The organism is Gemmobacter aquaticus, from assembly GCF_007859075.1.
GTDB classification, from domain to species: Bacteria; Pseudomonadota; Alphaproteobacteria; order Rhodobacterales; family Rhodobacteraceae; genus Gemmobacter; species Gemmobacter aquaticus.
The window spans coordinates 1251952-1273695 of the sequence record NZ_VOAK01000011.1; the positions used below are offsets into that span (position 1 = coordinate 1251952).

General features: G+C 63.7%; 25 protein-coding genes and 1 tRNA gene. 16 read left to right on the plus strand and 10 right to left on the minus strand.

Going from position 1 to position 21744, the window contains the following annotated elements:
* Window positions 1-19: 19 nt before the first annotated feature.
* Together FQU74_RS08180 and FQU74_RS08185 are read right to left on the minus strand one after the other, a co-directional pair.
* On the minus strand, window positions 20-964 hold the full coding sequence (locus FQU74_RS08180; protein ID WP_146285903.1) for a sugar ABC transporter substrate-binding protein: 945 nt from the start codon (window positions 962-964) through the stop codon (window positions 20-22).
* A gap of 237 nt (window positions 965-1201) precedes the next feature.
* Window positions 1202-2230, minus strand: a complete 1029-nt coding sequence (locus FQU74_RS08185) for a LacI family DNA-binding transcriptional regulator (RefSeq protein ID WP_146285904.1) — start codon at window positions 2228-2230, stop codon at window positions 1202-1204.
* A 220-nt stretch (window positions 2231-2450) separates the two neighbouring features.
* Between FQU74_RS08185 and phnC the strand changes: the two genes are divergently transcribed.
* The 5 genes from phnC to FQU74_RS08210 all read left to right on the plus strand — a co-directional run bounded on the left by phnC (window position 2451) and on the right by FQU74_RS08210 (window position 7145).
* On the plus strand, window positions 2451-3269 hold the full coding sequence (gene phnC / locus FQU74_RS08190) for a phosphonate ABC transporter ATP-binding protein (protein ID WP_146285905.1): 819 nt from the start codon (window positions 2451-2453) through the stop codon (window positions 3267-3269).
* A 51-nt stretch (window positions 3270-3320) separates the two neighbouring features.
* A complete protein-coding gene (phnD, locus tag FQU74_RS08195; RefSeq protein ID WP_146285906.1) occupies window positions 3321-4217 on the plus strand; it encodes a phosphonate ABC transporter substrate-binding protein in 897 nt (298 codons plus the stop codon).
* 84 nt (window positions 4218-4301) lie between these two features.
* Window positions 4302-5186: a phosphonate ABC transporter, permease protein PhnE gene (phnE, locus tag FQU74_RS08200; protein ID WP_146285907.1), complete on the plus strand. Its 885-nt coding sequence runs from the start codon at window positions 4302-4304 to the stop codon at window positions 5184-5186.
* The gene (gene phnE, locus FQU74_RS08205; RefSeq protein ID WP_146285908.1) at window positions 5183-6520 is read left to right on the plus strand and encodes a phosphonate ABC transporter, permease protein PhnE; all 1338 of its coding nucleotides are present in this window, start codon (window positions 5183-5185) and stop codon (window positions 6518-6520) included. The genes phnE (FQU74_RS08200) and phnE (FQU74_RS08205) overlap by 4 nt, the downstream gene beginning before the upstream one ends.
* Window positions 6521-6527: 7 nt before the next feature.
* Entirely contained in the window at window positions 6528-7145 is a 618-nt protein-coding gene (locus tag FQU74_RS08210) for an LbetaH domain-containing protein (RefSeq protein WP_146285909.1), read from the plus strand.
* 7 nt (window positions 7146-7152) lie between these two features.
* Here the strand turns inward: FQU74_RS08210 and phnF are convergent, their stop codons facing one another.
* Window positions 7153-7875 (minus strand): phosphonate metabolism transcriptional regulator PhnF, encoded by a 723-nt coding sequence (phnF, locus tag FQU74_RS08215; protein WP_146285910.1) that lies wholly within the window; start codon window positions 7873-7875, stop codon window positions 7153-7155.
* Between the two features lie 119 nt (window positions 7876-7994).
* Here phnF and phnG point away from each other — a divergent pair, with 119 nt between their 5' ends.
* Genes phnG through FQU74_RS08255 form a run of 8 tightly spaced genes read left to right on the plus strand, consistent with a single transcriptional unit; the run spans window position 7995 to window position 14193 of the window.
* Window positions 7995-8429, plus strand: coding sequence for a phosphonate C-P lyase system protein PhnG (gene phnG / locus FQU74_RS08220; RefSeq protein ID WP_146285911.1), 435 nt, complete (start codon window positions 7995-7997; stop codon window positions 8427-8429).
* Window positions 8426-8995: a phosphonate C-P lyase system protein PhnH gene (phnH, locus tag FQU74_RS08225; protein ID WP_146285912.1), complete on the plus strand. Its 570-nt coding sequence runs from the start codon at window positions 8426-8428 to the stop codon at window positions 8993-8995. The genes phnG and phnH overlap by 4 nt, the downstream gene beginning before the upstream one ends.
* Complete coding sequence (locus tag FQU74_RS08230; RefSeq protein ID WP_146285913.1) at window positions 8995-10095, plus strand: carbon-phosphorus lyase complex subunit; 1101 nt, start codon at window positions 8995-8997, stop codon at window positions 10093-10095. Before phnH ends, FQU74_RS08230 begins: the two co-directional genes overlap by 1 nt.
* On the plus strand, window positions 10092-10970 hold the full coding sequence (locus tag FQU74_RS08235; RefSeq protein ID WP_146285914.1) for an alpha-D-ribose 1-methylphosphonate 5-phosphate C-P-lyase PhnJ: 879 nt from the start codon (window positions 10092-10094) through the stop codon (window positions 10968-10970). The genes FQU74_RS08230 and FQU74_RS08235 overlap by 4 nt, the downstream gene beginning before the upstream one ends.
* Window positions 10970-11770 (plus strand): phosphonate C-P lyase system protein PhnK, encoded by an 801-nt coding sequence (gene phnK, locus FQU74_RS08240; protein ID WP_229704341.1) that lies wholly within the window; start codon window positions 10970-10972, stop codon window positions 11768-11770. The genes FQU74_RS08235 and phnK overlap by 1 nt, the downstream gene beginning before the upstream one ends.
* A 4-nt stretch (window positions 11771-11774) precedes the next feature.
* Window positions 11775-12458, plus strand: coding sequence for a phosphonate C-P lyase system protein PhnL (gene phnL / locus FQU74_RS08245; RefSeq protein WP_146285916.1), 684 nt, complete (start codon window positions 11775-11777; stop codon window positions 12456-12458).
* Window positions 12455-13054 carry a phosphonate metabolism protein/1,5-bisphosphokinase (PRPP-forming) PhnN gene (phnN, locus tag FQU74_RS08250; protein ID WP_146285917.1) on the plus strand — a complete coding sequence of 200 codons (600 nt, stop codon included), beginning with the start codon at window positions 12455-12457 and terminating at the stop codon, window positions 13052-13054. Before phnL ends, phnN begins: the two co-directional genes overlap by 4 nt.
* A complete protein-coding gene (locus tag FQU74_RS08255) occupies window positions 13051-14193 on the plus strand; it encodes an alpha-D-ribose 1-methylphosphonate 5-triphosphate diphosphatase (RefSeq protein ID WP_146285918.1) in 1143 nt (380 codons plus the stop codon). Before phnN ends, FQU74_RS08255 begins: the two co-directional genes overlap by 4 nt.
* On the opposite strand, the gene FQU74_RS08260 is transcribed toward FQU74_RS08255, so the two are convergent.
* The 3 genes from FQU74_RS08260 to FQU74_RS08270 form a co-directional block, all read right to left on the minus strand.
* Window positions 14194-14445 carry a hypothetical protein gene (locus tag FQU74_RS08260; RefSeq protein WP_146285919.1) on the minus strand — a complete coding sequence of 84 codons (252 nt, stop codon included), beginning with the start codon at window positions 14443-14445 and terminating at the stop codon, window positions 14194-14196.
* Between the two features lie 613 nt (window positions 14446-15058).
* Window positions 15059-15134 (minus strand) — tRNA-Thr (locus tag FQU74_RS08265).
* Between the two features lie 41 nt (window positions 15135-15175).
* Entirely contained in the window at window positions 15176-16837 is a 1662-nt protein-coding gene (locus FQU74_RS08270) for an ABC transporter permease (RefSeq protein ID WP_146285920.1), read from the minus strand.
* An 83-nt stretch (window positions 16838-16920) separates the two neighbouring features.
* Here FQU74_RS08270 and FQU74_RS08275 point away from each other — a divergent pair, with 83 nt between their 5' ends.
* Window positions 16921-17793 carry a hypothetical protein gene (locus tag FQU74_RS08275; protein ID WP_146285921.1) on the plus strand — a complete coding sequence of 291 codons (873 nt, stop codon included), beginning with the start codon at window positions 16921-16923 and terminating at the stop codon, window positions 17791-17793.
* 30 nt (window positions 17794-17823) lie between these two features.
* On the opposite strand, the gene FQU74_RS08280 is transcribed toward FQU74_RS08275, so the two are convergent.
* Entirely contained in the window at window positions 17824-18078 is a 255-nt protein-coding gene (locus FQU74_RS08280) for a DUF2312 domain-containing protein (RefSeq protein ID WP_146285922.1), read from the minus strand.
* Window positions 18079-18283: 205 nt separating this feature from the next.
* On the opposite strand from FQU74_RS08280, the gene FQU74_RS08285 reads away from it, so the two are divergent.
* A complete protein-coding gene (locus FQU74_RS08285) occupies window positions 18284-18559 on the plus strand; it encodes a hypothetical protein (protein WP_229704297.1) in 276 nt (91 codons plus the stop codon).
* Window positions 18560-18572: 13 nt separating this feature from the next.
* Here the strand turns inward: FQU74_RS08285 and FQU74_RS08290 are convergent, their stop codons facing one another.
* The 3 genes from FQU74_RS08290 to FQU74_RS08300 all read right to left on the minus strand — a co-directional run bounded on the left by FQU74_RS08290 (window position 18573) and on the right by FQU74_RS08300 (window position 21076).
* On the minus strand, window positions 18573-20408 hold the full coding sequence (locus FQU74_RS08290; RefSeq protein ID WP_158635556.1) for an enoyl-CoA hydratase-related protein: 1836 nt from the start codon (window positions 20406-20408) through the stop codon (window positions 18573-18575).
* Window positions 20409-20549: 141 nt separating this feature from the next.
* Window positions 20550-20744, minus strand: coding sequence for a hypothetical protein (locus tag FQU74_RS08295; protein WP_146285924.1), 195 nt, complete (start codon window positions 20742-20744; stop codon window positions 20550-20552).
* A gap of 14 nt (window positions 20745-20758) precedes the next feature.
* Complete coding sequence (locus FQU74_RS08300; RefSeq protein ID WP_146285925.1) at window positions 20759-21076, minus strand: TraR/DksA family transcriptional regulator; 318 nt, start codon at window positions 21074-21076, stop codon at window positions 20759-20761.
* A 244-nt stretch (window positions 21077-21320) separates the two neighbouring features.
* On the opposite strand from FQU74_RS08300, the gene FQU74_RS08305 reads away from it, so the two are divergent.
* A complete protein-coding gene (locus tag FQU74_RS08305) occupies window positions 21321-21740 on the plus strand; it encodes a protein tyrosine phosphatase family protein (protein WP_146285926.1) in 420 nt (139 codons plus the stop codon).
* Window positions 21741-21744: the final 4 nt, after the last annotated feature.

Below are 21744 nucleotides of genomic sequence, written 5' to 3' on the forward strand. Positions count from 1 at the left end.
CCCCCTGCCCGGCCTTGCATCAGTTCTTGGCCTGGTAGTCGGCCAGGTTGGCAGGGGTCACCAGTTCGAACGGCACATAAACCTTCTTCTCGACGGCCTCGCCACGGGCGAGTTTGAGCGCGGCATCGACAGCGCCCTGCCCCTGACCTGCGGCGTTCTGGAACACGGTCACGTCCAGATCGCCCGCCGCCATCGCGGCAAGCGCATCGGCAGTGGCATCAACGCCGCCGACGACAACCGTATCCATCGCGCGCCCGGCGGCTTTCAGCGCCTGAATCGCACCGATTGCCATCTCGTCGTTGTTTGCGATCACGGCGTCAAACTCCACGCCAGCCGACAGCCAGTTGGTCATCAGGTCGGTGCCCTGGGTGCGCGACCAGTTGGCGGTCTGCTCTTCCACGATCGTGATGAAGCTGCACTCGGGGGTGGCGATGACATCCTTGATGTCTTGCGTCCGCATCCGGGCAGCCTGGTTCGACAGCTCACCCATCAGGACGACGGCCTTGGCCTCGGTCTTGCCCTGCTCTTTCAGCAGACGGCAGACCTCTTGAGTTTCAAGCGTGCCGGACTCCAGCTCGTTCGAGGCGACGAAGGCCTGCTTTTCGGGCAGCGTGTCGACGTTCACCGGCTCGCGGTTCACATAGACCAGCGGGATACCGGCGGCGGAGGCGGCTTCCGACATCGCGACGGTCGCATCGGTGTCCACCGGGTTCACGATAATCGCATCGACGCCCGAGGCGACGAAGTTCTGGATCTGGTTCAGCTGCTTGCCCACATCATTCTGGGCGTCTTCAATCTGCAGCGTCACACCGTCAAGCGTCCCGGCATAGTCGCTCATGCCATTCCGCAGGACGGTCAGAAAGTTGTCGTCAAACAGCGCCATCGACACGCCGATGTTCTCGGCCGAAGCCGCCGTACCCATCAACGCGGCGGCCATGGTGCTGGCGATCAGGACTTTCCTCATGTCTTTCCTCCACTGTCGGCGTCCGGCGCGCCGGTTCAATGTTTGTGAAAGCGCAGACGCCCTGGCCAATAGCCAAGACGCCGACTTTCGTTTGTGCCGGTCTGAGATTGGCGGCCTCGCTCCTCTGCCGTCCGCCGTGGCAAAGTTGTTGTCCCTTTGCCGATTCACGTCAATGAAGACAGGTCCTCAACCGCCATCAAACATGATAGAAACTAATCACAACAATGATGGAATCTATCAAATGCTCTCGGGTGTCCAGATGACACTCGGTACGAAACGCTGGCCGGGGTTCTCGGCCATGCCATTCTCGATCGTATGCACAACTGTCGCCATCAACTCGGTACACAGATCACGCAGCGGGGTCTGGAAGATGGCGCTGATCCTGCGTTCAAGCAGCGCCTGCCGGGACTCGGGTGTCAGTTCGTTGACGACGCAGGCGATGCGCTCGCCGACATCGGCCTCTCGCAGGGCGGCAATCGCCCCCTCCATCCCGCCACCAGCACAATAAACGCCGACCAGATCAGGGTGCCGGGCCATGATGCCAACCAACGCCTCCCGCGTCAGTTGCCGCGTCTCAAGGGTGACCACCGCATCAAGAATTTCGAACTCCGGCCCATACTCGCGGAAATACGCCCGGAAGCCGGCCTCGCGCAGTGTGTGGCCATGATAGCGATGGCCACCTATGAAAATTGCGATCTTGCCGGGCCGCGGCGCAAGTTTTGAAATAACCCAACCTGCGTTACGACCAACTTTCATGTTATTGGTCCCAAAGTAGCCCTCGCGCACGCCCTGGGCAAAGTCAGACAGCAACGAGAATGTCGCGACACCGCGTGCACGCAGCGCAGAAACCGCGTTGGTGACATCGTGATGATCCAGCCCCGTTGCCGCGATCGCCTGCACCTTGCCGCCGAGTTGCAGCAGCAGTTGCGCGACTTCGGATGGCTCTGAACTTTGCGCAAAGGCAACGGTCACGCGCATCCGGCAATCGCGCATCTGGGCTGCGGCGTGCTGAACCTCGGTGGCGAAACTCTGGTAGAACGCGTGCCGCTCTTTCTGCAGAACGACACCCAGATGATACTCGGGCAGGTCCGCCATTACGCGTTGCCGGATCGCATTCGCGGCGTGATAGCCGATACGCTCGGCCGCTTCGGACACCTTGCGCGCGGTTTCCTCCCGCACCTTCAGGCGACCGTTCAGCACGCGGTCGACCGTTGCCACACTGACGCCGGCGGCCTCTGCCAGATCGGTGATGGTGGGCCGCTTCATGATGCACTCTGCCTTCTCGACTGATGTAAATTCATCTTCAATGATTTGATCCATCATGAAAGGGGAAAAGTGCGGGCCACCCCGACTTTTGTCGCCGCGTCGCAGCATCCCCTCACACCCCGCACCGTCGCCCTGCCGTCACCAAATCTTCACCCCGACGCAGACAGATCGTCACATCCGACCGCTACCCCGGCCGCATTGCGACCCTGAGGGCGATGCCATGCTAGAAGTGAAATCCGTGACCCGGATGTTCGGTCAGAAAGCCGCTGTCGATCGTGCCAGCTTTCGCATCGACGGCCCGGCCTTTGTCGGCATCATCGGACGGTCGGGAGCGGGGAAATCCACCTTCCTTCGCATGATGAACCGGCTGGTCGATGCCTCCTCCGGTGAGATTCTTGTCGATGGTTGCAATGTACTGGCGCTGAAGGGCCGCGAGGCGCGCGCCTGGCAGTCCCAATGCGCCATGATCTTTCAACAGTTCAATCTTGTGCCCCGTATGGATGTGGCCTCGAACGTTCTCCATGGCATTCTGAATCGTCGCTCCACGCTTCAGACCATGTTCAACCACTGGCCGCGCGCCGACATCCTGCGCGCGCTTGAGATCCTTGACCGGCTGGGCATCGCCGAACAGGCGCCGAAACGGGCCGAGGCGCTGTCAGGTGGCCAGCAGCAGCGCGTCGCCATCGCCCGCGCCTTGATGCAGGATCCCCGCATCATTCTGGCGGATGAGCCGATCGCCAGCCTCGACCCGATGAACGCGCAAGTCGTCATGGATACGCTGAAGCGGATCAATGTCGAGGATGGCCGCATGGTCATCGCGAACCTGCACACACTCGATACCGCGCGCCGCTATTGCGACCGGGTGATCGGGATGCGTGACGGGCGCATCGTCTTTGACGGAACCCCCGACCAGCTTTCGACCGGTGTCGCGCGCGACATCTATGGCGCCGACGCCAGCTTCAACGAGTCCGCCACCTCTACCGCCATTCCAGCCGATGCTGCCGCCGACAAGGACTGGGCGGCGCAAATGCTGGCCTGACCTCATCCCGCCCTTGCGCCACAGGCGCCGGGCAGAACACCGGAGACGACCATGAAAAGACTGACCCTTGCTCTTGCGATGACCTCGGTGATGGCTGGCGCCGTTTCGGCCGAAGGTATCAAGGAATTCAACATCGGCATCCTCGGCGGCGAGAACGCCCAGGATCGCATGACCTCGAACGAATGCTATCGCGCCAAGATCGAAGAGGCGCTTGGGGTCCCGGTCAAGGTGTTTACCCCGGCCGACTATGATGGCGTGATCCAGGGCCTGCTGGGCGGTACGCTGGATATGGCCTGGCTGGGTGCCTCGGCCTATGCCAAGATCTATCTGACAGACCCGAACGTGGTTGATCTGGCGCTGACCAAGCAGAACGTCGATGGCTCGACCGGCTATTACTCGATCGCCTTTGCCCGGAAGGACTCGGGCATCACCAAGATCGAGGATGCCAAGGGCAAGATCTTCGCCTTTGGCGAGCCGAACTCGACCTCGGGCTATCTGGTGCCGGGGGCCGAGCTGACGGCGACCTATGGCCAGCTGGATCAGTACTTCGCCGAGGTGAAGTTCTCGGGCGGTCACGAACAGACCATCGTGGGCGTGGCCAATGGCGACTACGCCGCCGGTGTCAGCTGGGCTGACGGTCTGGGCAACTGGGAAGACGGCTACAACTCGGGCGCGTTCCGCAAGGCGGCGGATGCGGGCCTGGTGGACATGAACGATCTGGTTGAACTGTGGAAGTCGAAGCTGATCCCCGAAGGGCCGATGGTAGTCCGCAGCGCCCTGCCGCAGGACGTGAAGGACAAGGTCACGCAGATCACCGCCGACCTGCATGAGACCGACAAGGACTGCGCCTATGGCGTTGCTGCCGGCGAGGCCAAGGATTTCGTGCCGGTGACGCATGATGCCTATCTGGGCGTCGTAGCCGCGCGCCAGCTGCAGGAAGGCATGTAATCTCCACCCGTTTTGAGCCGGGCCCGTTATCGGGCCCGGTTTCCATTCCGGCGCCCCGCATTCACTGCCCGTTCAGGAACACCCATGGTCGATATCGCCTTTGGCCCCGAGCCGGAAAAGCGCCCGGATCCGGCCCAACCCTCTGACGCCTATCTGGAGCTGACCCGCCGCCGCCGGATGTATGGCGGGATCCTGATGGTGATCTTTGTTGCCTTGATGGTGTCCGGCTTTCAGCTGGCGCAGTCACGCAATGCGGGAGACTTTCTGTCGGGCCTGCCGATGCTGATGGCCTTCCCGGCCGAGGTTCTGTCCGAAGCATGGGCCAATCGCGCCGAAATGCCTGCCTTGGTGCTGCGCTTCCTGCCCTCGCTTATCGAGACGATCAACATCGCGGCAGTCGCAACCTTGCTGGGCGCCATTGCCGCCATGACGATGTCGCTACTGGCCACGCGCGGCCTTGCACGCTGGCCCCGCGCGATCCCGGTTTTCCGGCGCCTCATGGACGGGCTGCGCGCGATACCAGAGATCGTGATCGCGCTGGTCCTGATCTTCATTCTGGGCGGCGGACCGGTGCCGGCGGTTATCGCGATCGCGCTGCATACGGGTGGGGCACTTGGCAAACTGTTCTCGGAGGTGGCCGAGAATGCCGACCTGAAACCGGTCGAGGGGCTGACCTCGGTCGGGGCAACCTGGGGTCAGCGGATGTGGCTCGGCGTGATCCCGCAGGTCGCGCCCAATTGGCTCTCGTATACGCTGCTACGGTTCGAGATCAATGTCCGCGCCTCGGCCATCCTTGGATTTGTGGGCGAAGGCGGCATTGGCCATGACCTGAAGATCGCGCTGCAATGGGGCCAGGGCCGCTATGACGAGGTTGTGGTGATCTTCCTGCTTCTGCTGCTGACCATCACCTTCATCGATCGCATCTCTGACCGCGCGCGCGAACGTCTTGTGAAGGGGCGCAGACCATGACAACCGCCAGCATTTCCCGCCCGGCCGTCGATCCGGCACTGGTCACCACGATCACTGGTGCCTTCGCGCGGCGTCGCCTTGCCGCACTGGCGGTGCCTGTCCTGATCCTGTGCTACCTGATCTATACGGCCTTTGCCTTTGATCTGGGCGGTCTCTTTGCCCGTGCGCGGATGGACAATGCGGCGATCCTTGTGTCGGACTTTTGGTCCTACAAGACCCATGTGACGCGCGACAACCGCTCGGGCGATCTGACCATTGCCATCGAGGGCGAGGCCAAGGGCACCTATCCCGCCGGCATGCTGCCCGACTGGGTGACGACCGATGGCGCGACGACCCGCATTGATCTGGGTGACGGCCATCTGGTCACCTATGACGCGGACGGGGCGCGCTATGCCATTCCGGACTACGGCACAGTCGATATCCGCCCCTTGAACGGCAAGCTGGCACTGACCGCCCCTGAGCCCCTGCCCGACTGGATCTCGGCCTCGGACAACAAGGTGTCGGTCACCACGGACGCCGGGCGGTTCAGCTATTCGCGATCCAAGGTCGAAACCTTCAAGTATCAGCCGGGGTGGGAACTGTTCTTCTTCACGCTCGACAGCCCCTTCTACGGCAAATCCTTCACCGAGCTGGTGGCGCTGGCCCTCTGGCAGGACCGGGTCGATCCTGCACGATCCAACCTTGGCTACATGCTGGCTGAGTTCTGGACCAACAAGATGTGGCGTCATGGCGATGTGGCCTGGGCGCTGTTCGAGACGATCCAGATGGCCTTCCTTGGCACGATGGGCGCCGCACTCCTCGCGCTGCCGCTTGGGTTCATGGCTGCGTCGAACATGATGCCCTCGGGCGCCGTGCGCTTTGCCACCCGCAGGCTCTTTGACTTCATCCGCGCTGTCGATGCGCTGATCTGGACGATCCTTCTGTCGCGCGCCTTCGGGCCGGGGCCGATGACGGGGTCACTGGCGATCCTGATCAATGATACCGGCACCTTCGGCAAGCTCTTCTCCGAATCGCTGGAAAACATCGATGCCCGTCAGGTCGAGGGCATCAGATCCACCGGCGCAAATGCCCTGCAACGCGCACGCTTTGGCGTGATCCCTCAAGTGACCCCGGTGCTGCTGAGCCAGATCCTCTACTATCTGGAATCCAACACCCGCAGCGCCACCGTGATCGGCGCTATCGTGGGCGGCGGTATCGGGCTTTTGCTGACGCAGGCCATCATCACCCAGAAAGACTGGGAAGAAGTTGCCTATTACATCACCCTGATCGTTCTGATGGTCATGGCAATGGATGCCCTGTCAGGCTGGCTGCGCCGGCGGCTGATCAAGGGGTAGTCGCGCAATGCCCAGACTTAGCCAGAACGCGCCGCTGATCCACCCCGGCTGCCAGATCGAGAACTCCGATTTCGGCGCATTTTGCGAGGTGGGCGCACATTCGCGGGTGCTGAACTCCACCTTTGGAGACTATGCCTATTGCGACCGGATGGCCGATATCGCCAATACCACAGTCGGCCGTTTTGCCAATATCGCGGCCTGCACGCGGATTGGACCGACCGACCACCCCTTCGCCAACGCCGCGCAGCATCACTTCCTCTATCGTTCCACCTATTACTGGGATGATGTCGAGGATGATGATGCCTTCTTTGCCGCCCGCTCAGCCCGGCGCACCACGCTGGGCGCAGACTGCTGGATCGGCCATGGCGCGATCATCAAGCCCGAGGTCACGCTGGGCGCGGGTGCCATCGTCGCATCTGGCGCAGTGGTCACACGCGACGTCGCCCCCTTCATGATCGTGGCGGGCGTCCCGGCGGTGCCACTGCGGTCAAGGTTCCCCGCCCCGATCATCGAGCGCCTGCTTGCGCTGGCCTGGTGGGACTGGGCCCACGATCGTCTTCGCGAGGCGCTCGCCGATTTTCGGGCGCTCTCGGCCGAGGCGTTTCTTGAACGCCATGGCGGTTAGGCGCGGATCAGCCCCCCGCCAGATCCGGAGAGACGGTCAGCGTCACACGGTCGCCCGCAAACCATGTCGTGCCGAACTCCACGGGCCGGCCCGACCCGTCGATGTTGGTCGCGACGGATCGCAAGATCGGCGCGCCCTCGGCAATCTGCAGGTTCAGCGCAAGCACTGCCGATGCGGATTTGGCCGTTATCCGGGTTTCGGCGCGAGTATAGTCAGCCAGACCGCAGGCCGCGAGTGCGGCGGTGACCGAGTTCTGGCCCCGAAGTGCGTCAAGCAACCCCGGAAACCGCTGCGCCGAAAAGACCGACCGGAACACCGCGACCGGCTGACCGTCGACCAGCGACACCCCCTCGACGACATGCACGCTTTCCCCTTCGACAAGGCCAAGCGCCTCCGCCTCAACCCCGGTGGGCGCGCGGGTTTCCAGCCGGGTCAACCGGCGCGAGGGTGTGCGGCCCGATGCCATGACATTCTGGTGAAACCGAACCCTGCGCCCAAGCGGATAGTCGGTCGGACGCGCGGTCACGAAAACGCCCGCCCCCCTGCGCGCATGCACCACGCCTCCTTCGGACAGATCCGCGAGCGCCCGGCGCACCGTGTGACGGTTCACGCCAAAACGCGCCGAAAGTTCAGCCTCGGTCGGCAGACGACTGCCGGGGGGATAAAGGCCCTGAGCAACCTCTTGGCGCAGGGTATCGGCAATCGACTTCCAGATCGCGCTGCGGGGCATCCGGCATTTCCTGTCGCAAAAAATTCGCACTTTGGCGGTTGAGCCGACTCGCGCCACCAGCTACCACTTGTCTAGTTGTATAGTATAACCGACAACTCCGGCAAGATGTCGAGGGAAAGATGACCACGATGGATCGCAAGGCCTGGATCGGGCTTCTGGCACGCGCGCCTGCCGCGCGCTTGGCCGAGCTGATGCCCACGCTGCCGCCGCACAGCTTTCTGCGCCCGCCCGAGATCGGCGCAGTCATGGTGCGCGGACGGATCGGCGGCACAGGCAGCGCGTTCAATCTGGGTGAGATGACGGTGACGCGCTGTTCGATCCGGCTGGATGACGGCACCTTGGGCCACGCCTGGGTTCAGGGTCGCGACAAGGGGCATGCCACTCGCGCCGCGGTGGCCGATGCGCTGTTGCAGACGAATGACAGCACGCGCGTCAAAGCCGAGGTGCTCAGCCCTCTGGCCACCGAGGCCGCAGAGCACCGTAACGCGCGCGCATCAAAGGCCGCAGCAACGAAAGTCGAATTCTTTACCCTGCAACGCGGAGAGGACCAATGACGCCCGCAGCCCTCACCGGTGGTTTTGCCGATGCACCGCTGCAATCGGCGCAGGCCTTCCGGTCCATCCTGCAAGCCATGGCGCGCCCCGGCACCATCCATGACCTGACAGGCGCCTTGCCGCCCCCTCCGCTTTCCGTAGCGGCCGGCGTTGCGCTTCTGACATTGGCCGACCCGTCTACGCCCGTGCATCTGGCCGGCGCCACAGATACCCCAGCCGTGCGCGGCTGGCTGGCCTTCCATCTGGGCGCCCCGCTTGTGGGGGCCGAGGAAGCGGATTTTGCTCTTGGTACATGGGCTGACTTGCAACCAGTCAGCCGTTTTCGCATCGGCCAGCCCGACTACCCCGACCGTTCGGCCACGCTGATCGTCGCGGTGGACCATCTGGAGCCCGAAGGCGTGCGCCTGTGCGGTCCCGGCATCCGGGGGGCGGCGCAGCTGTCGCTGCCCGGCATCCCTGCGCTTCAGGCCAATGCTGCGATGTTTCCGCTGGGCTTCGACTGCCTCTTCACCTGTGGCACCCGCATCGCCGCGCTGCCCCGTTCCACCCGGCTGGAGGTCCTCTGATGTATGTCGCCGTCAAAGGGGGCGAACGCGCCATCGACAATGCCCATGCCTGGCTCGCCGAGGAACGCCGAGGCGACTTGGCGGTGGCCGAACTTACACTTGGCCAGATCCGCGAACAGTTGCGCCTTTCTGTCAATCGCGTGATGGCGGAGGGCTCGCTCTACGACCCCGATCTGGCGGCGCTTGCAATCAAGCAGGCGCGCGGCGATCTGATCGAGGCGATCTTCCTGATCCGCGCCTATCGCACCACTCTTCCCCGTCTGGGCGGGTCGTGGCCCGTGGACACAGCCGAGATGGCAATCGACCGCCGGATCAGCGCAACCTTCAAGGACTTGCCCGGCGGGCAGATTCTGGGCCCGACCTTCGACTATACCCACCGGCTGCTCGATTTCCGCCTTGCCGCGGATGGCGAGGCGCCAGTCCCCGCCGCAACTGCGACTCCGAGCCCGGATGCGGTTCCGCATGTAATGGGCCTTCTGGACCGCGACGGGTTGATCGAGCCCGCCCCTGTGACAGACGGCACGCCCCGCGACCTGACCCGCGCGCCCCTGGAGCTGCCAGCAGACCGCGCGCTGCGTCTGCAGGCAATCACACGGGCGGATGAGGGGTTCCTGCTCTCACTCGCCTATTCCACGCAGCGCGGCTATGGCCGGACGCATGCCTTTGTAGGTGAATTACGCATCGGCACGGTCGCGGTCGAGGTCGATATCCCCGAGCTTGGCTTTTCCGTCGCCATCGGAGAGGTGGAGCTTACCGAATGTGAAACGGTGAACCAGTTCACCGGATCGGCCACCCAGCCACCGCAGTTCACGCGTGGCTATGGCCTCGTCTTCGGCCAGTCCGAACGCAAGGCGATCGCCATGAGCCTCGTTGACCGGGCGCTGCGCTGGCAAGAGCTGGGCGAGGACTTCGTGGGGGCACCCGCCCAGGATGAGGAGTTTGTGCTGTCACATTGCGACAATGTGCAGGCGACAGGTTTCCTCGAACATATCAAGCTGCCGCATTATGTGGATTTCCAGGCCGAGCTGGAGCTACTGCGCCGCCTGCGGCATGACACGCAGCGGATGGCATCGCAGCAGAACGCAGAGGCCGCAGAATGACCGATACCGCCTATAACTTTGCCTATCTTGACGAGCAGACCAAGCGGATGCTGCGCCGTGCTATCCTAAAGGCGATCGCCGTCCCCGGATATCAGGTGCCCTTCGCCAGCCGCGAAATGCCGATGCCCTATGGCTGGGGCACGGGCGGCGTGCAGGTGACGGCCGCCTGTCTTTGCCCCGACGACCGGCTGAAGGTAATCGACCAGGGCGCCGACGACACGACAAACGCCGTCTCGATCCGCAAGTTCTTTCAGCGCACCGCAGGCGTCGCCACGACCGAACGCACCGCAGAGGCCACGGTGATCCAGACCCGTCACCGTATCCCCGAGGCGCCCCTGACCGAGGATCAGATCCTCGTCTATCAGGTACCGATCCCGGAGCCGCTGCGTTTTCTGGAACCGCGTGAGACCGAGACCCGCAAGATGCACGAGCTTGAGGAGTACGGGCTGATGCATGTGAAGCTCTATGAGGATATCGCCCGCCACGGGCATATTGCGACCTCCTATGCCTATCCGGTCAAGGTGGAGGGGCGCTATGTCATGGACCCATCGCCCATTCCGAAGTTCGACAATCCCAAGCTGTCTGACTGCCCGGCGATCCAGTTGTTTGGCGCCGGTCGCGAGCAGCGCATCTATGCCCTGCCGCCCTATACACAGGTGGTCAGCCTCGATTTTGAGGATCATCCCTTTGTCGCATCACGGGCGCAGCATGACTGTGACCTGTGCGGCGCGGATGGAAGCTATCTGGACGAGGTGATCATCGATGATCTGGGGGGCCGGATGTTTGTCTGCTCGGACACCGACTTTTGCACGACGCGCCGGGAACTGGGCCATATCGGCAGGCTGGGCGCCCCCATGACAGACGAGGTCGCATGATGGGACAGATGGAACAGATCGCAGCACTGGCGGCCACTCCTGTTGCGCTCCCGCTGCTTCAGGTCGATGGGCTTTGCCGTAATTACGGTGCCCGCATCGGCTGCGCCGGTGTCAGCTTTGACATTCACGCAGGCGAGGTTCTGGGCATCGTCGGCGAAAGTGGCTCGGGCAAATCCACCTTGCTGTCTTGCCTTGCCGGACACCAGCGCCCCGACGCAGGCAGGATTACCTATGCCGGACAAGATGTGCTGGCGATGTCCGAGGCCGACAGGCGGCGCCTTTCGCGCACCGAATGGGCCTATGTCCACCAGAACCCGCGCGACGGCTTGCGCATGGGCGTCTCGGCCGGGGGCAACGTGGGTGAACGGCTGATGGCGGTCGGCGCGCGCAATTATGGCCAGATCCGCACCCGTGCGCACGACTGGCTGGGTCGGGTAGAGATCGCGGCTGACCGGATTGATGACCGTCCTTCCGCGTTTTCCGGCGGGATGCAGCAGCGCCTGCAGATCGCCCGCAATCTGGTGACTGGCCCCCGGCTTGTCTTTATGGACGAACCCACCGGCGGGCTTGATGTCAGCGTGCAGGCGCGGCTTCTTGACCTTTTGCGCGGATTGGTGCGCGACATGGGCCTTTCAGTCATCATCGTGACGCATGATCTGGCGGTGGTGCGGCTGCTGGCCGACAGGCTGATGGTGATGAAATCAGGCCGCGTCGTCGAACAGGGACTGACCGATCAGGTGCTGGACGATCCGCAGCACGCCTATACCCAGCTTCTTGTGTCCTCCGTGTTGCAGGTGTGATCCGATGATCCGTGTCGAGAACCTTTCAAAATGCTTTGCCCTGCACAATCAGGGCGGCGCGATCATCCCCGTCATGGCCGGGGCAGAACTCGTCGTGGCGCCGGGCGAATGTGTCGGGCTTGTGGGCCAGTCGGGCGCGGGCAAATCCACGCTGATGCGTATGATCTATGGCAACTACCTGTCGAACGGCGGGCGGATCCTTGTAGGTGGGCTGGATGTGGCGCAGGCCGACCCCCGCCAGATCATCCACCTGCGGCGCGCGGTGCTGGGCCATGTCAGCCAGTTCCTGCGCGTGGTGCCACGCGTGCCGACCCTGCAGGTCGTGGCGGAACCGCTGTTGCGGCTTGGTCACCCCACAGCCGAGGCCGAGGCCCGCGCGGCGACACTGCTGGCGCGTCTGAACGTACCTGAACGGCTGTGGTCGCTGTCGCCCACCACCTTTTCGGGCGGCGAGCAGCAGCGCGTCAACATCGCGCGCGGATTTGTACATGACTATCCGGCCCTTCTGCTTGACGAGCCGACCGCCAGTCTGGACGCTGTGAACCGCGCGGTGGTGCTGTCCCTGATCGAAGAGGCCAAGGCGCGCGGGGCTGCGATCCTCGGCATCTTCCATGATGAAGGCGCGCGAAACCGTGTGTGCGACCGGCTGATTGACGTCAGCCGCTTCACTCCAGAGGTGGCGGTATGATCGTCGCGGTCGTAGGCCCCTCGGGCGCCGGAAAGGATACGCTGATCGCCCACGCCAAGCATCTGCGCCCTGACCTGCACCTGGTGCGGCGGGTGATCACCCGCCCCTCGGATGCCGGAGGAGAGAGTTTCGAGGGTGTGACCCTCGACGAGTTCGCCGCCCGCAAGGCCCGCGGGGAGTTTGCGCTGGACTGGCAGGCGCATGGCCTGCACTACGCCCTGCCCCGAACAGAGTTTGCCGGCGCGGGGCTGCGCCTCTTCAACGGATCGCGTGCAGCCCTGCCTGGGGCGCTGCGGCTTTTCCCTAACCTCAAGGTAATCCTTGTGACAGCACCAGAGGCGGTCCTTGCTGCGCGACTTTCCGCCCGAGGGCGCGAGAGCGCGGGTGACGTGAACGACCGGTTGGCCCGTGCCGACTTTGCCATGCCGCCGGGCATCCCCTATGTTACCGTACAGAACGAAGGCCAGCTGAACCGAAGCATCGCGCGTTTCATGGCGGCGCTTCATGACGATGACCCCTTCCCACCGAGTAGCGGTGATCGCGCATCTGAAGGCAACGGAGCGCGACGGAACCCATCACAGGACCCCCGACCATGACCGAGACACTCCTTGCCAACGCAACGCTGGTGCTGCCTGACGAGGTGCTGCGCGGACAGATCCGTCTGACCCAAGGCCGTATCGCCGACATGGCCGAGGGCACAAGCGTGCCGCACGGCGCCATCGACTGCGGCGGCGATCTGGTCATGCCAGGGCTGATCGAGTTGCACACCGACAATCTGGAACGCCACATCCAGCCCCGACCGAAGGTGGACTGGCCCCATCAGGCCGCCATTGTCGCCCATGATGCAGAACTTGCCAGCGTAGGGATCACCACGGTCTTCGACGCGCTGCGCGTGGGGTCGATCCTGACCGACGCAACCAATACCTACGGCGAATACGCGCGGGCGCTGGCGGATGAGATCCTTGATCTGCGCGCGCAAGGCGCGCTGAAGATCAGCCACTTCCTGCATCTTCGCGCCGAAACCTGCTCGGAAACGCTGATCGAAGAGCTGGCGCGCTTTGGACCCGCCGACCGGATCGGCATCGTAAGCCTGATGGATCACACGCCCGGAGAGCGCCAGTTCCGCGATCTCTCAAAGCTGAAGGAATATGTCGTCGGCAAGCACGGCATGTCCGAGGACGGCTTTGCCCAACACGTCGCCAGCCAGCGGGCTTTGCGGGCCCGGCTGGGCGCGCGGCACGAGGCTGCCGTTGTCGCCGAAGCCCGCCGTTATGGTGCAACACTTGCCAGCCATGACGACACGACCGCAGATCAGGTCGCGATCAGCGCAGGGCATGGCGTGCATTTTGCCGAGTTCCCGACCACGCTTGACGCCGCCGAGGCCTGCCATCGGCACGGCATCCTTGTGATGATGGGGGCGCCGAACCTGATCCGTGGCGGCAGCCATTCGGGCAATGTCGCAGCAAGCAAACTGGCCGAGCTGGGCCGGCTGGATGTGCTGTCCTCGGACTATGTGCCGTCGTCGCTGCTGTCGGGGGCGCTGATGCTGGGCGATCTCTGGGGCGATGTGGCGCGCGGGATTGCGACCGTGACAGCAGCGCCCGCCGGAACGGTCGGCCTGACCGACCGGGGCCGCCTGCAGACCGGGGCGCGCGCAGATGTGATCCGGGTCGGTCGTGTGGGCCGCGCGGCATCGGTGCGCGGGGTCTGGGTGCAGGGCCAGCGCGTAGCCTGATCAGATCAGGCGCGGCGCAGGCCCTGTGCAGACCAGTGTCAGACGCGTCACGTCGCACGACATCTCGATGCTGACCAGATCCATCGGGCGGCGATCGAACGCGCCGCCCAACACCTCGATCGAGCCCGCGCCATGAAAGGCCGCATCCAGCACGGGCAGCACTGCCGATCCGCGCAGGATGGCCTCAACCCCGTCATCCAATTGCTGGATGGCTTCCGGCACAATGCGCCGCGTTCCAATGATCAGTTCCAAGCTGATGCCTCTCGATTCCCTGCGACCGGACCGGCCTGCGTTTGACCAAAAGGCTATGGCCATTCGAATGGTGAGTCCGCGCAGTTGTCCACAGGCAGCGACAGAGTCCTGTGGGTGGAATCTGTATGATCCGGCGGGAAATTCCCTTCCCATGGGCACACTTGGCCGGAAACAGCCGACGACATGCGCCTGATTCCAAATGCTGCAGACACAGCGGTCAGGGAATCCATACCTGTCCATTTAGACATGTCTAAAAAGCCAACTACCGGAATCACCCCCACAATGGCTAGTTGATCTTACGCAAGGGCCAGACGTTGTATTGGTTGTGGAAACAACACCCGCCAGAATGGCAATGTTGTTTCGGTTTTGGTGGGAACGCTCGCCCTTGCGTACGAAGTTATTGACCGGTGTTTTTTGTAGTGACGAGTGCGACGCCCCTGTTCCGGGCTGTCAGGTAAAAGTTGAGAGCAAGGCATTTTCCGCGAGAGGCAGTGGGGTTGGCGAAGAGCCGCCCCACCGCTCCCTCCCGCCCGAGCGTCAGCCACGGAAAACCGATGCAGCAACAGCAAGCCAAGGTGGCTAGGGCGCTGTATCTCACAATTTGCCTGGAAAATGGTGCCCCCAGAGGGGCTCGAACCCCCGACCCCCTGATTACAAATCAGGTGCTCTACCAGCTGAGCTATAGAGGCACGCCCCTCACATAGCGAAGCTCATGTGGTGGTGCAAGAGGCTAGCGCGCTTCCATCCGCGCGACGAGCGCGACGGCAACAAGGCTTACCGCGACCACCATCAGCGCGGCAGGTGCGGCCTGTCCCAGACGCTCCAGCGAGGCCAACTCCTGCATCCGGGTGGCCAGCGTATTATAGTTGAACGGGCGCAGTAGCAGCGTGGCCGGCAGCTCTTTCACGCAGTCGACAAAAACCACCAGCAAGGCCATTGCAACGGATCCTCGCATCATGGGCAGATAGACCTCGCGCAGAACAGCGCCTCGACCGCGACCAAGTGCCCGCGCGGCCAGTGGCAGATTCGGCGAGATACGCCCGAAGGCGGCATCAACCGCCCCCTGCGCAATACCGAAAAAGCGCACGATATAGGCGAGGATGATCGCACCGGCCGTCCCGGTGATCAGAAGCCCCGGATCTGTCCCCGTGATCCAGAGGATTGCGTCGGCGACGCGATGATCCAGCGCAGCCATCGGCACAAGGATACCAAGCGCCAGCACCGCCCCCGGCGCGGCATAACCAATCGCTGTCACCGGCAGGATCCAGCGCGGCATCGCGCGTCCGGCAAGACGCAGGCCATAGACCAGCACCAGCGCCGCGCCAACGGTTACGACGGCTGCAATCCCCCCGGACACGAGCGTATTGCCAAGCGCGCGCAACTGGTCCGGCGCGATCCAGGCCTCAGGGTTGCGCAGGGCATGGCCACCCATCACCGCAACCGGCAACACGAACCCCATGGCAAAGGGCAGTGCGCAAAGGATCGCCGCAAGCGCACCTTGCGCGCCCGTCAACTGCCGCGGCACCACTGGCCTGTGATGGCGGGCCGAGCCGTGAAAGCGCGCCCGTTTCCGGCCCAGACGTTCGGCCCCCATCAGGGCCACGATCAGCACAAGTGAGACACCCGCGATCTGCGCGGCACCACCTGCATTCCCCGCCTCAAGCCAGGTGGTAAAGATGCCAGTGGTCAGGGTCTGGACACCGAAATGAAAGACGGTGCCATAGTCAGCAACAGTCTCCATCAGGGCAAGCGACACGCCAGCCGCGATTGCGGGCCGGGCAAGCGGCAGCCCGACGCGCCAGAACATGCCCCAGGGTCCGGCACCAAGTGCGCGCGCAACCTCATAGGCGCCCCCCGATTGCTCGCGAAATGCCGCCCGCGCCAGCAGGTAGACATAAGGGTAAAGTGCCGCCGACAGAACCAGAACCGCAGCCCATTCCGAACGAACCTTAGGAAACCAGTAATCCGATGCGCTCTGCCATCCGGTAAGTGCGCGCAAGGTCACCTGAACGGCGCCCGAATAGTCGAAGAAATCGACCAGCGCATAGGCCCCGATATATGCAGGTACCGCCATGGGCAGCAAAAGCGCATGCGACAGCCAGCGCGACCCCGGAAAGCGGTAGAGTGTCACCAGCCAGGCCGCCCCTGTGCCCACCGCCGCCGTCAGCACGGCAACGCCCAGCATCAGCGTCAACGTCGCACGCAGATAGCGCGGCATGACCGTCGACATCAGATGCGGCCAGATGTTCTCGGTCGGGTTGAAGGCGATCCAGACGACCGAGACGATGGGGGACAGCACAAAGAGGCCGATCAAAACGGCGGCAACGGTCCATCCGTCGGGCATGTTGGCCCAGATGCGGCTGATGCCCGGGATCTTGCGCTCGGTCTCCATGCGGCTTGCCTAGTCGAAAGCGGTTTCCCTGTCCAGAAAACCCCGTATAGTCGCGCCAAACATCAACAGGCTTCCCCTACCCCATGCAGATCGCCTACCACCTCGGCGTGCATTGCACCGACGACGACCTTCTGGTGAACACGTTGCATCGCAACGCTGCCGCACTGGCCGAAGCAGGGATCGAGGTTCCCGATCCGAACAGCTACCGCAGCCTGATCCGGGATGCCGCAGCACGATTAAACGGTCTGCCAGCGACGACCGAGTTTCAGGACGCGCTGCTCGACCACATGCTTGAAAATGACGATCCCGACCGGCTTGTCCTGTCTTGGGAAAACTTTCTGGCCTTTCCAACCTGGGCCGTGCGCGGCGCCTTCTACCGCTCGGCGGGTGAGCGGATGCGCGCGATCACGGGCATCTTCCCTGACCATGAGGCGGAATTCTTTCTGGCAGTGCGCAACCCCGCGACGTTCTTGCCCGAGCTCTTCCGCCGCCAGCGTGAAACGAGTTACGAGGCCTTCATCCGCGGAACCGATCCCGAAGAGCTGCGCTGGTCGGACACATTGCGCGACATCCGCGCGGCGAACCCCGATGTGCCAATCACCGTCTGGGCGGACGAGGACAGTCCGCTGGTCTGGCCCGAGGTGCTGCAGGCCGTGGCTGATCTGCCCGAAGGAGTGCAGCTGGACGGGACGAATGATCTGCTCGCATCGCTGATGACAACGCGCGGTTTGGGGCGGATGACCAGCTACATGAACGCCCGCCCACCAGCCTCCATCCTTGACCGGCGCAGGATCGTGACGGCCTATCTTGAACGCTTCGGCAGGCCCGAGGCGCTGGAGGTCAATGTCTCGCTGCCGGGATGGACTGCTGAAATGGTCGCGCGCATGACCGAAAACTACGAGCGCGACCTTGCCATCATTGCCACCCTGCCCGACGTGACGATGATCGAGGCGTGATTGCGCGCCCTCTCGGGCGCGCCGGTCGGATCAGACCATGCCAAGCGCCTGCTTGTACATCTCGAGGATTGCTTCCTCCTCGGCGATGTCGTCAGCCTTGCGTTTGCGCAGGGCGATGATCTTGCGCATCACCTTGGTGTCATAGCCACGCCCCTTGGCCTCTGCCATGACCTCTTTCTGCTGTTCGGTGATATCTTTCTTTTCAGCTTCCAGCTGTTCGTACCGTTCGATGAACTGGCGCAGCTCGTCGGCCGTGACATTGTAGGGATCGTTCGCGTCGCTCATCCTTGGCCTCATGTCAGAAGTTTTGCCCTTCCTACCGGGGCACCGGGGGCGGATCAAGGGCGGTATCCCGGGGCCATTGGCGCGCCTTTTCCGCTCAGGCGGTCAATCCGCCATACCAAAGCGCACTTGCCAGCGCCCCTTGCGATGGGCTACGCCATCATGGGCGGGATCTTGCCGATCACCGCGCATTTCGGTTGGGCCGGCGATGCCCGACCGGATCAGGGGGCCGACAGAGCCGCCAACGACCAAGGAAGGGCAAAGGGGGATGGAGTGGATGATCGGACTGGGAGCACTGGTTTCGTTTGCTGGGATCGCCGGGTTGATCTGGTGCGTTCTGCTTGCCTTGCAGGCCCGCAAGACCGCCGCTGACGAAGACGACATGCGCAGCCGCCTGCAGCGCGTAGTGATCCTGAACATGGCCGCGCTTGGCGTATCGGCGCTTGGACTGATGATCGTGGTCAGCGGTATTCTGCTTTCGTAACGCGCATCGGCGGCTAGACGCGATCCAGGTCGGCGAAATGACGGCTGGACGACACCAGATCCACAACCAGCGGGGCCGCTGTCCAGATCTCCGGCGCCTCCCATGCCCAGACAGCCAGATCGCGCCGCAAGATCAGAAGCCCGCGCTGATCGGCCCAGAACATCGGCCCGCCCTGCCAGCGCGCGAAGCCGCCACCTGCCACCACAGCAAAATCCACATCTGACGGGCGGGTCACCACGCCTTCCTCGATCATGCGCGCGCCCTCGTTCGCCATGGCTGACAGCACGCGCGCCGCGATCTTGTCTGATCGCTCGCGTGACACTGCAACCGCCCCCGCACCATCCCCCTGCGGGCCAAGCGGTCCAAGCCCATAGACCGCCAGAACCGCCGTTATCGCCCCTGCATTCTCACCCGAGGCGAAGAGCCTCTGCGCCGCAGTACGGCCGGCCGCCATGACCCGCGCAGCAACTCCGCCCGGCGCAAGCGTCCGCAGTGTGGTGCAGCCCAGGTGCCGCGCAAGCGCAAGCGCGACCAGAACCTGCTCTGGCCGGGTTTGCGGCCCGACGGAAATTTCGACAAAGCGACTGCCGCCCTGTCGGAACCCGACGATATCCCCCTCGCGCCCCGCGGGTAGAAGATCGGCCCACATCGCAAGCCCGATCATGACGCCCGGCGCGGTCATTGCGGCGGCCTGCGACAACAGGACGGGATCACCCACGATAATCGCGTCGCAGCCGTCCAGAACCTCTGGCGTGGTCGATGAACCGAGCCGCGCCCATTCGGTGTCGCGCTGGCGTGCAGTCATCCGACCCTGCTGGACAGCCTTTTCCTGCGCCGAGGCGATGCGTTCCAGCGATTGCACCAGTCGCGACGGGTCAGGCTCAACCAGCAGAACCTCCAGTCCCGCTGCAAGTGCGGGCATCACGATGTCATCGGCAAGCGCGCCCAGCACGCCCAGCCGGTTGAAGGTCGGGGTCCGCATTCCGGAAACCTGCTTCGTCTCCGGGAAATGGGCCGCACGTAGTTCAGCGAGGAAGACATGGCGAAGCCCTGCGGCCTGCGATGATCGCGCAAGTTCTGCCGCAGCGGCGCGTTCAAAATCGAGCCCCATCTCAAAGGGCAGAAGCTGCGCCGCCTCGATACAGTCGATGATACGAGAGGGCGCGGGCAGATGGCCCGATGCCGTGCGCGCGCGCGCTGCCGAAATGGCCTGTTGGAATGCGCGTCCATCACGGAGGCCGTCGTTCCGGTCACGGGTTGCTGGGTGCGGCTGCGCGGCCAGCGCCGTCGCAACCTCCAGCGCCGCAGGTTCCAGCGGCGCATCGGTGACATGATCCAGAAGCCCCATCGCGAGCCCCTCGGCCGCCGGGATTGGGCGCCCCGTCAGCATCATGCGCAGGGCCTGCTCCGCACCGATCAGCCGTGGCAGCCGCTGCGTCGCCCCGGCGGCGGGGACCAGTCCCAGCGTCACCTCGGGGAAGCCAACCTGCGCATTGGCCTGTGCGATACGGGCCGTCGCGGCCAGAGCTATGGAAAGGCCGGTGCCAAGGGCAGAGCCATGCAAAGCAACCACGACCGGCTTCGGGCACATCTCGATCGACTGGCAGAGCGATTCAACTGCGCCGCAAAGCAGATCAACCTCACCTTCAACAAGCCGGGCATCCATCGGAAAGCTGCGCCCGGCTGAATGGATCACGATTGCCGCGATATCTTCGCTGGCCGCCTGCGCAAGCTCAGCTTGCAGCGCGCGACACAGCTCGGGCGTCCAGACATTTACGGGTCGCGGGTCGGGCAAGAGCACGGCCACTGACCCGTGGTTTTCCCGCCGCACCAGATCTGCCCCGCCCATGCCTGCCGACTCCTTGTTTTCACAAGTAAGAATCGAAACAGGTGCGTTTGCAATGCGCTTCATGGGGTTAGAGGCCAGAGATTGCACCGGCGCATCGGCGCGCGCGGCATCTGGCCGATCGGTGCGCCCCGATCGGCGCGATCAGACCGGCATATTGTCGAAGCCGGCCTCGATCGCCTCATCCTCGGTTGTACGGCGCGCTTGTGCGGCGACTGCGTCCTGTCCTTCGGCCGGTTCTGCGTGATGCTTGGCTGGCATCAGACCCATCAGGGCCTGCATCTCGGTAAACAAGGTTTCCAAGGATGCCTGCATATCTGTCTTTTCACGATCGGTCATGTCGTAGTCCTCCCTCAGGTTGCGCAGTTGCGGCAGAACGGGGTGTAGGGCAGCACATCCAGACGCGCATCGCCAATCGGGGCGCCGCACTTGGTGCAGAAGCCGTATTCACCTTCATCAATCCGGTGCAGCGCTGCCTCGATCATGCGAAGCTCTTGCTGGGCCGACAGGCCCATGTGCTCCAGCACCTCATCGCCCTCGCGCTCGGTCGCGCTTTCCTCCCAGTCACGGGATTGGTGACTGTCGAGTTCAGCCTCGATTCCTTCCATGCGCGCAAGCAACGTTGCGCGGCGATCTTCAAGGGCGGTCTTGCGTTGGGCGATAGATTTCATTCGTTCCTCCTGTAGCGCAAGAATAGTCATAGGGGTCGATCCGCCGCGCCGCCTTGATCAAGGTCAAAGTCGCGCACACCCTTTCCATGGCGGGCGGAAGGCCGCGCCCAATCCATAGGGTCCTCTTCCCCGATGGCAGTCTGCGCCGCATACCCCCCTTCCGTCCAGTCAAGGTCGCAGTTAAGGTGCGCCCAACCGCAAAATGCCGCCGGATTGCGCCGGCCCCCGCCCGAAGGTTCTACTGATGGATATCCGCGCCCTTACCCAATCCTACGCCGTATCCCCGCAGGTCGCGCCCGAGGATTTTGCCACGATCCGTGCAGCTGGCTTTGTCACCGTAATCAACAATCGCCCCGATGCCGAGATCCCGCCCCATCTGCATACCGATCCGATGCGGCAAGCGGCCGAGGCCGCGGGGCTGACCTACATCGTGAATCCGGTGATCGGCGGGGCGATCACTGAAGATAACGTGGCCACGCAACGCCAGACGATCGAACAAAGCCCCGGTCCGGTTTTTGCCTATTGCGCCAGCGGCAACCGCTCGTCGGTGGTCTGGGCGCTTGCTCATGCCGGCAAGGTTCCGGCCGACGAGTTGATCGGCACCGCCGCACGCTTTGGCTACAGCCTCGAATGGCTGCGCCCCACGCTGGAACAGCAGGACTGATCCA

Coding starts and splice junctions, on each gene's coding strand:
- FQU74_RS08180 (WP_146285903.1), bottom strand. CDS start 964: ATGAGGAAAGTCCTGATCGCCAGCACCATGGCCGCCGCGTTGATGGGT.
- FQU74_RS08185 (WP_146285904.1), bottom strand. CDS start 2,230: ATGAAGCGGCCCACCATCACCGATCTGGCAGAGGCCGCCGGCGTCAGT.
- phnC (WP_146285905.1), top strand. CDS start 2,451: ATGCTAGAAGTGAAATCCGTGACCCGGATGTTCGGTCAGAAAGCCGCT.
- phnD (WP_146285906.1), top strand. CDS start 3,321: ATGAAAAGACTGACCCTTGCTCTTGCGATGACCTCGGTGATGGCTGGC.
- phnE (WP_146285907.1), top strand. CDS start 4,302: ATGGTCGATATCGCCTTTGGCCCCGAGCCGGAAAAGCGCCCGGATCCG.
- phnE (WP_146285908.1), top strand. CDS start 5,183: ATGACAACCGCCAGCATTTCCCGCCCGGCCGTCGATCCGGCACTGGTC.
- FQU74_RS08210 (WP_146285909.1), top strand. CDS start 6,528: ATGCCCAGACTTAGCCAGAACGCGCCGCTGATCCACCCCGGCTGCCAG.
- phnF (WP_146285910.1), bottom strand. CDS start 7,875: ATGCCCCGCAGCGCGATCTGGAAGTCGATTGCCGATACCCTGCGCCAA.
- phnG (WP_146285911.1), top strand. CDS start 7,995: ATGACCACGATGGATCGCAAGGCCTGGATCGGGCTTCTGGCACGCGCG.
- phnH (WP_146285912.1), top strand. CDS start 8,426: ATGACGCCCGCAGCCCTCACCGGTGGTTTTGCCGATGCACCGCTGCAA.
- FQU74_RS08230 (WP_146285913.1), top strand. CDS start 8,995: ATGTATGTCGCCGTCAAAGGGGGCGAACGCGCCATCGACAATGCCCAT.
- FQU74_RS08235 (WP_146285914.1), top strand. CDS start 10,092: ATGACCGATACCGCCTATAACTTTGCCTATCTTGACGAGCAGACCAAG.
- phnK (WP_229704341.1), top strand. CDS start 10,970: ATGGGACAGATGGAACAGATCGCAGCACTGGCGGCCACTCCTGTTGCG.
- phnL (WP_146285916.1), top strand. CDS start 11,775: ATGATCCGTGTCGAGAACCTTTCAAAATGCTTTGCCCTGCACAATCAG.
- phnN (WP_146285917.1), top strand. CDS start 12,455: ATGATCGTCGCGGTCGTAGGCCCCTCGGGCGCCGGAAAGGATACGCTG.
- FQU74_RS08255 (WP_146285918.1), top strand. CDS start 13,051: ATGACCGAGACACTCCTTGCCAACGCAACGCTGGTGCTGCCTGACGAG.
- FQU74_RS08270 (WP_146285920.1), bottom strand. CDS start 16,837: ATGGAGACCGAGCGCAAGATCCCGGGCATCAGCCGCATCTGGGCCAAC.
- FQU74_RS08275 (WP_146285921.1), top strand. CDS start 16,921: ATGCAGATCGCCTACCACCTCGGCGTGCATTGCACCGACGACGACCTT.
- FQU74_RS08280 (WP_146285922.1), bottom strand. CDS start 18,078: ATGAGCGACGCGAACGATCCCTACAATGTCACGGCCGACGAGCTGCGC.
- FQU74_RS08285 (WP_229704297.1), top strand. CDS start 18,284: ATGCCCGACCGGATCAGGGGGCCGACAGAGCCGCCAACGACCAAGGAA.
- FQU74_RS08290 (WP_158635556.1), bottom strand. CDS start 20,408: ATGGGCGGGGCAGATCTGGTGCGGCGGGAAAACCACGGGTCAGTGGCC.
- FQU74_RS08295 (WP_146285924.1), bottom strand. CDS start 20,744: ATGACCGATCGTGAAAAGACAGATATGCAGGCATCCTTGGAAACCTTG.
- FQU74_RS08300 (WP_146285925.1), bottom strand. CDS start 21,076: ATGAAATCTATCGCCCAACGCAAGACCGCCCTTGAAGATCGCCGCGCA.
- FQU74_RS08305 (WP_146285926.1), top strand. CDS start 21,321: ATGGATATCCGCGCCCTTACCCAATCCTACGCCGTATCCCCGCAGGTC.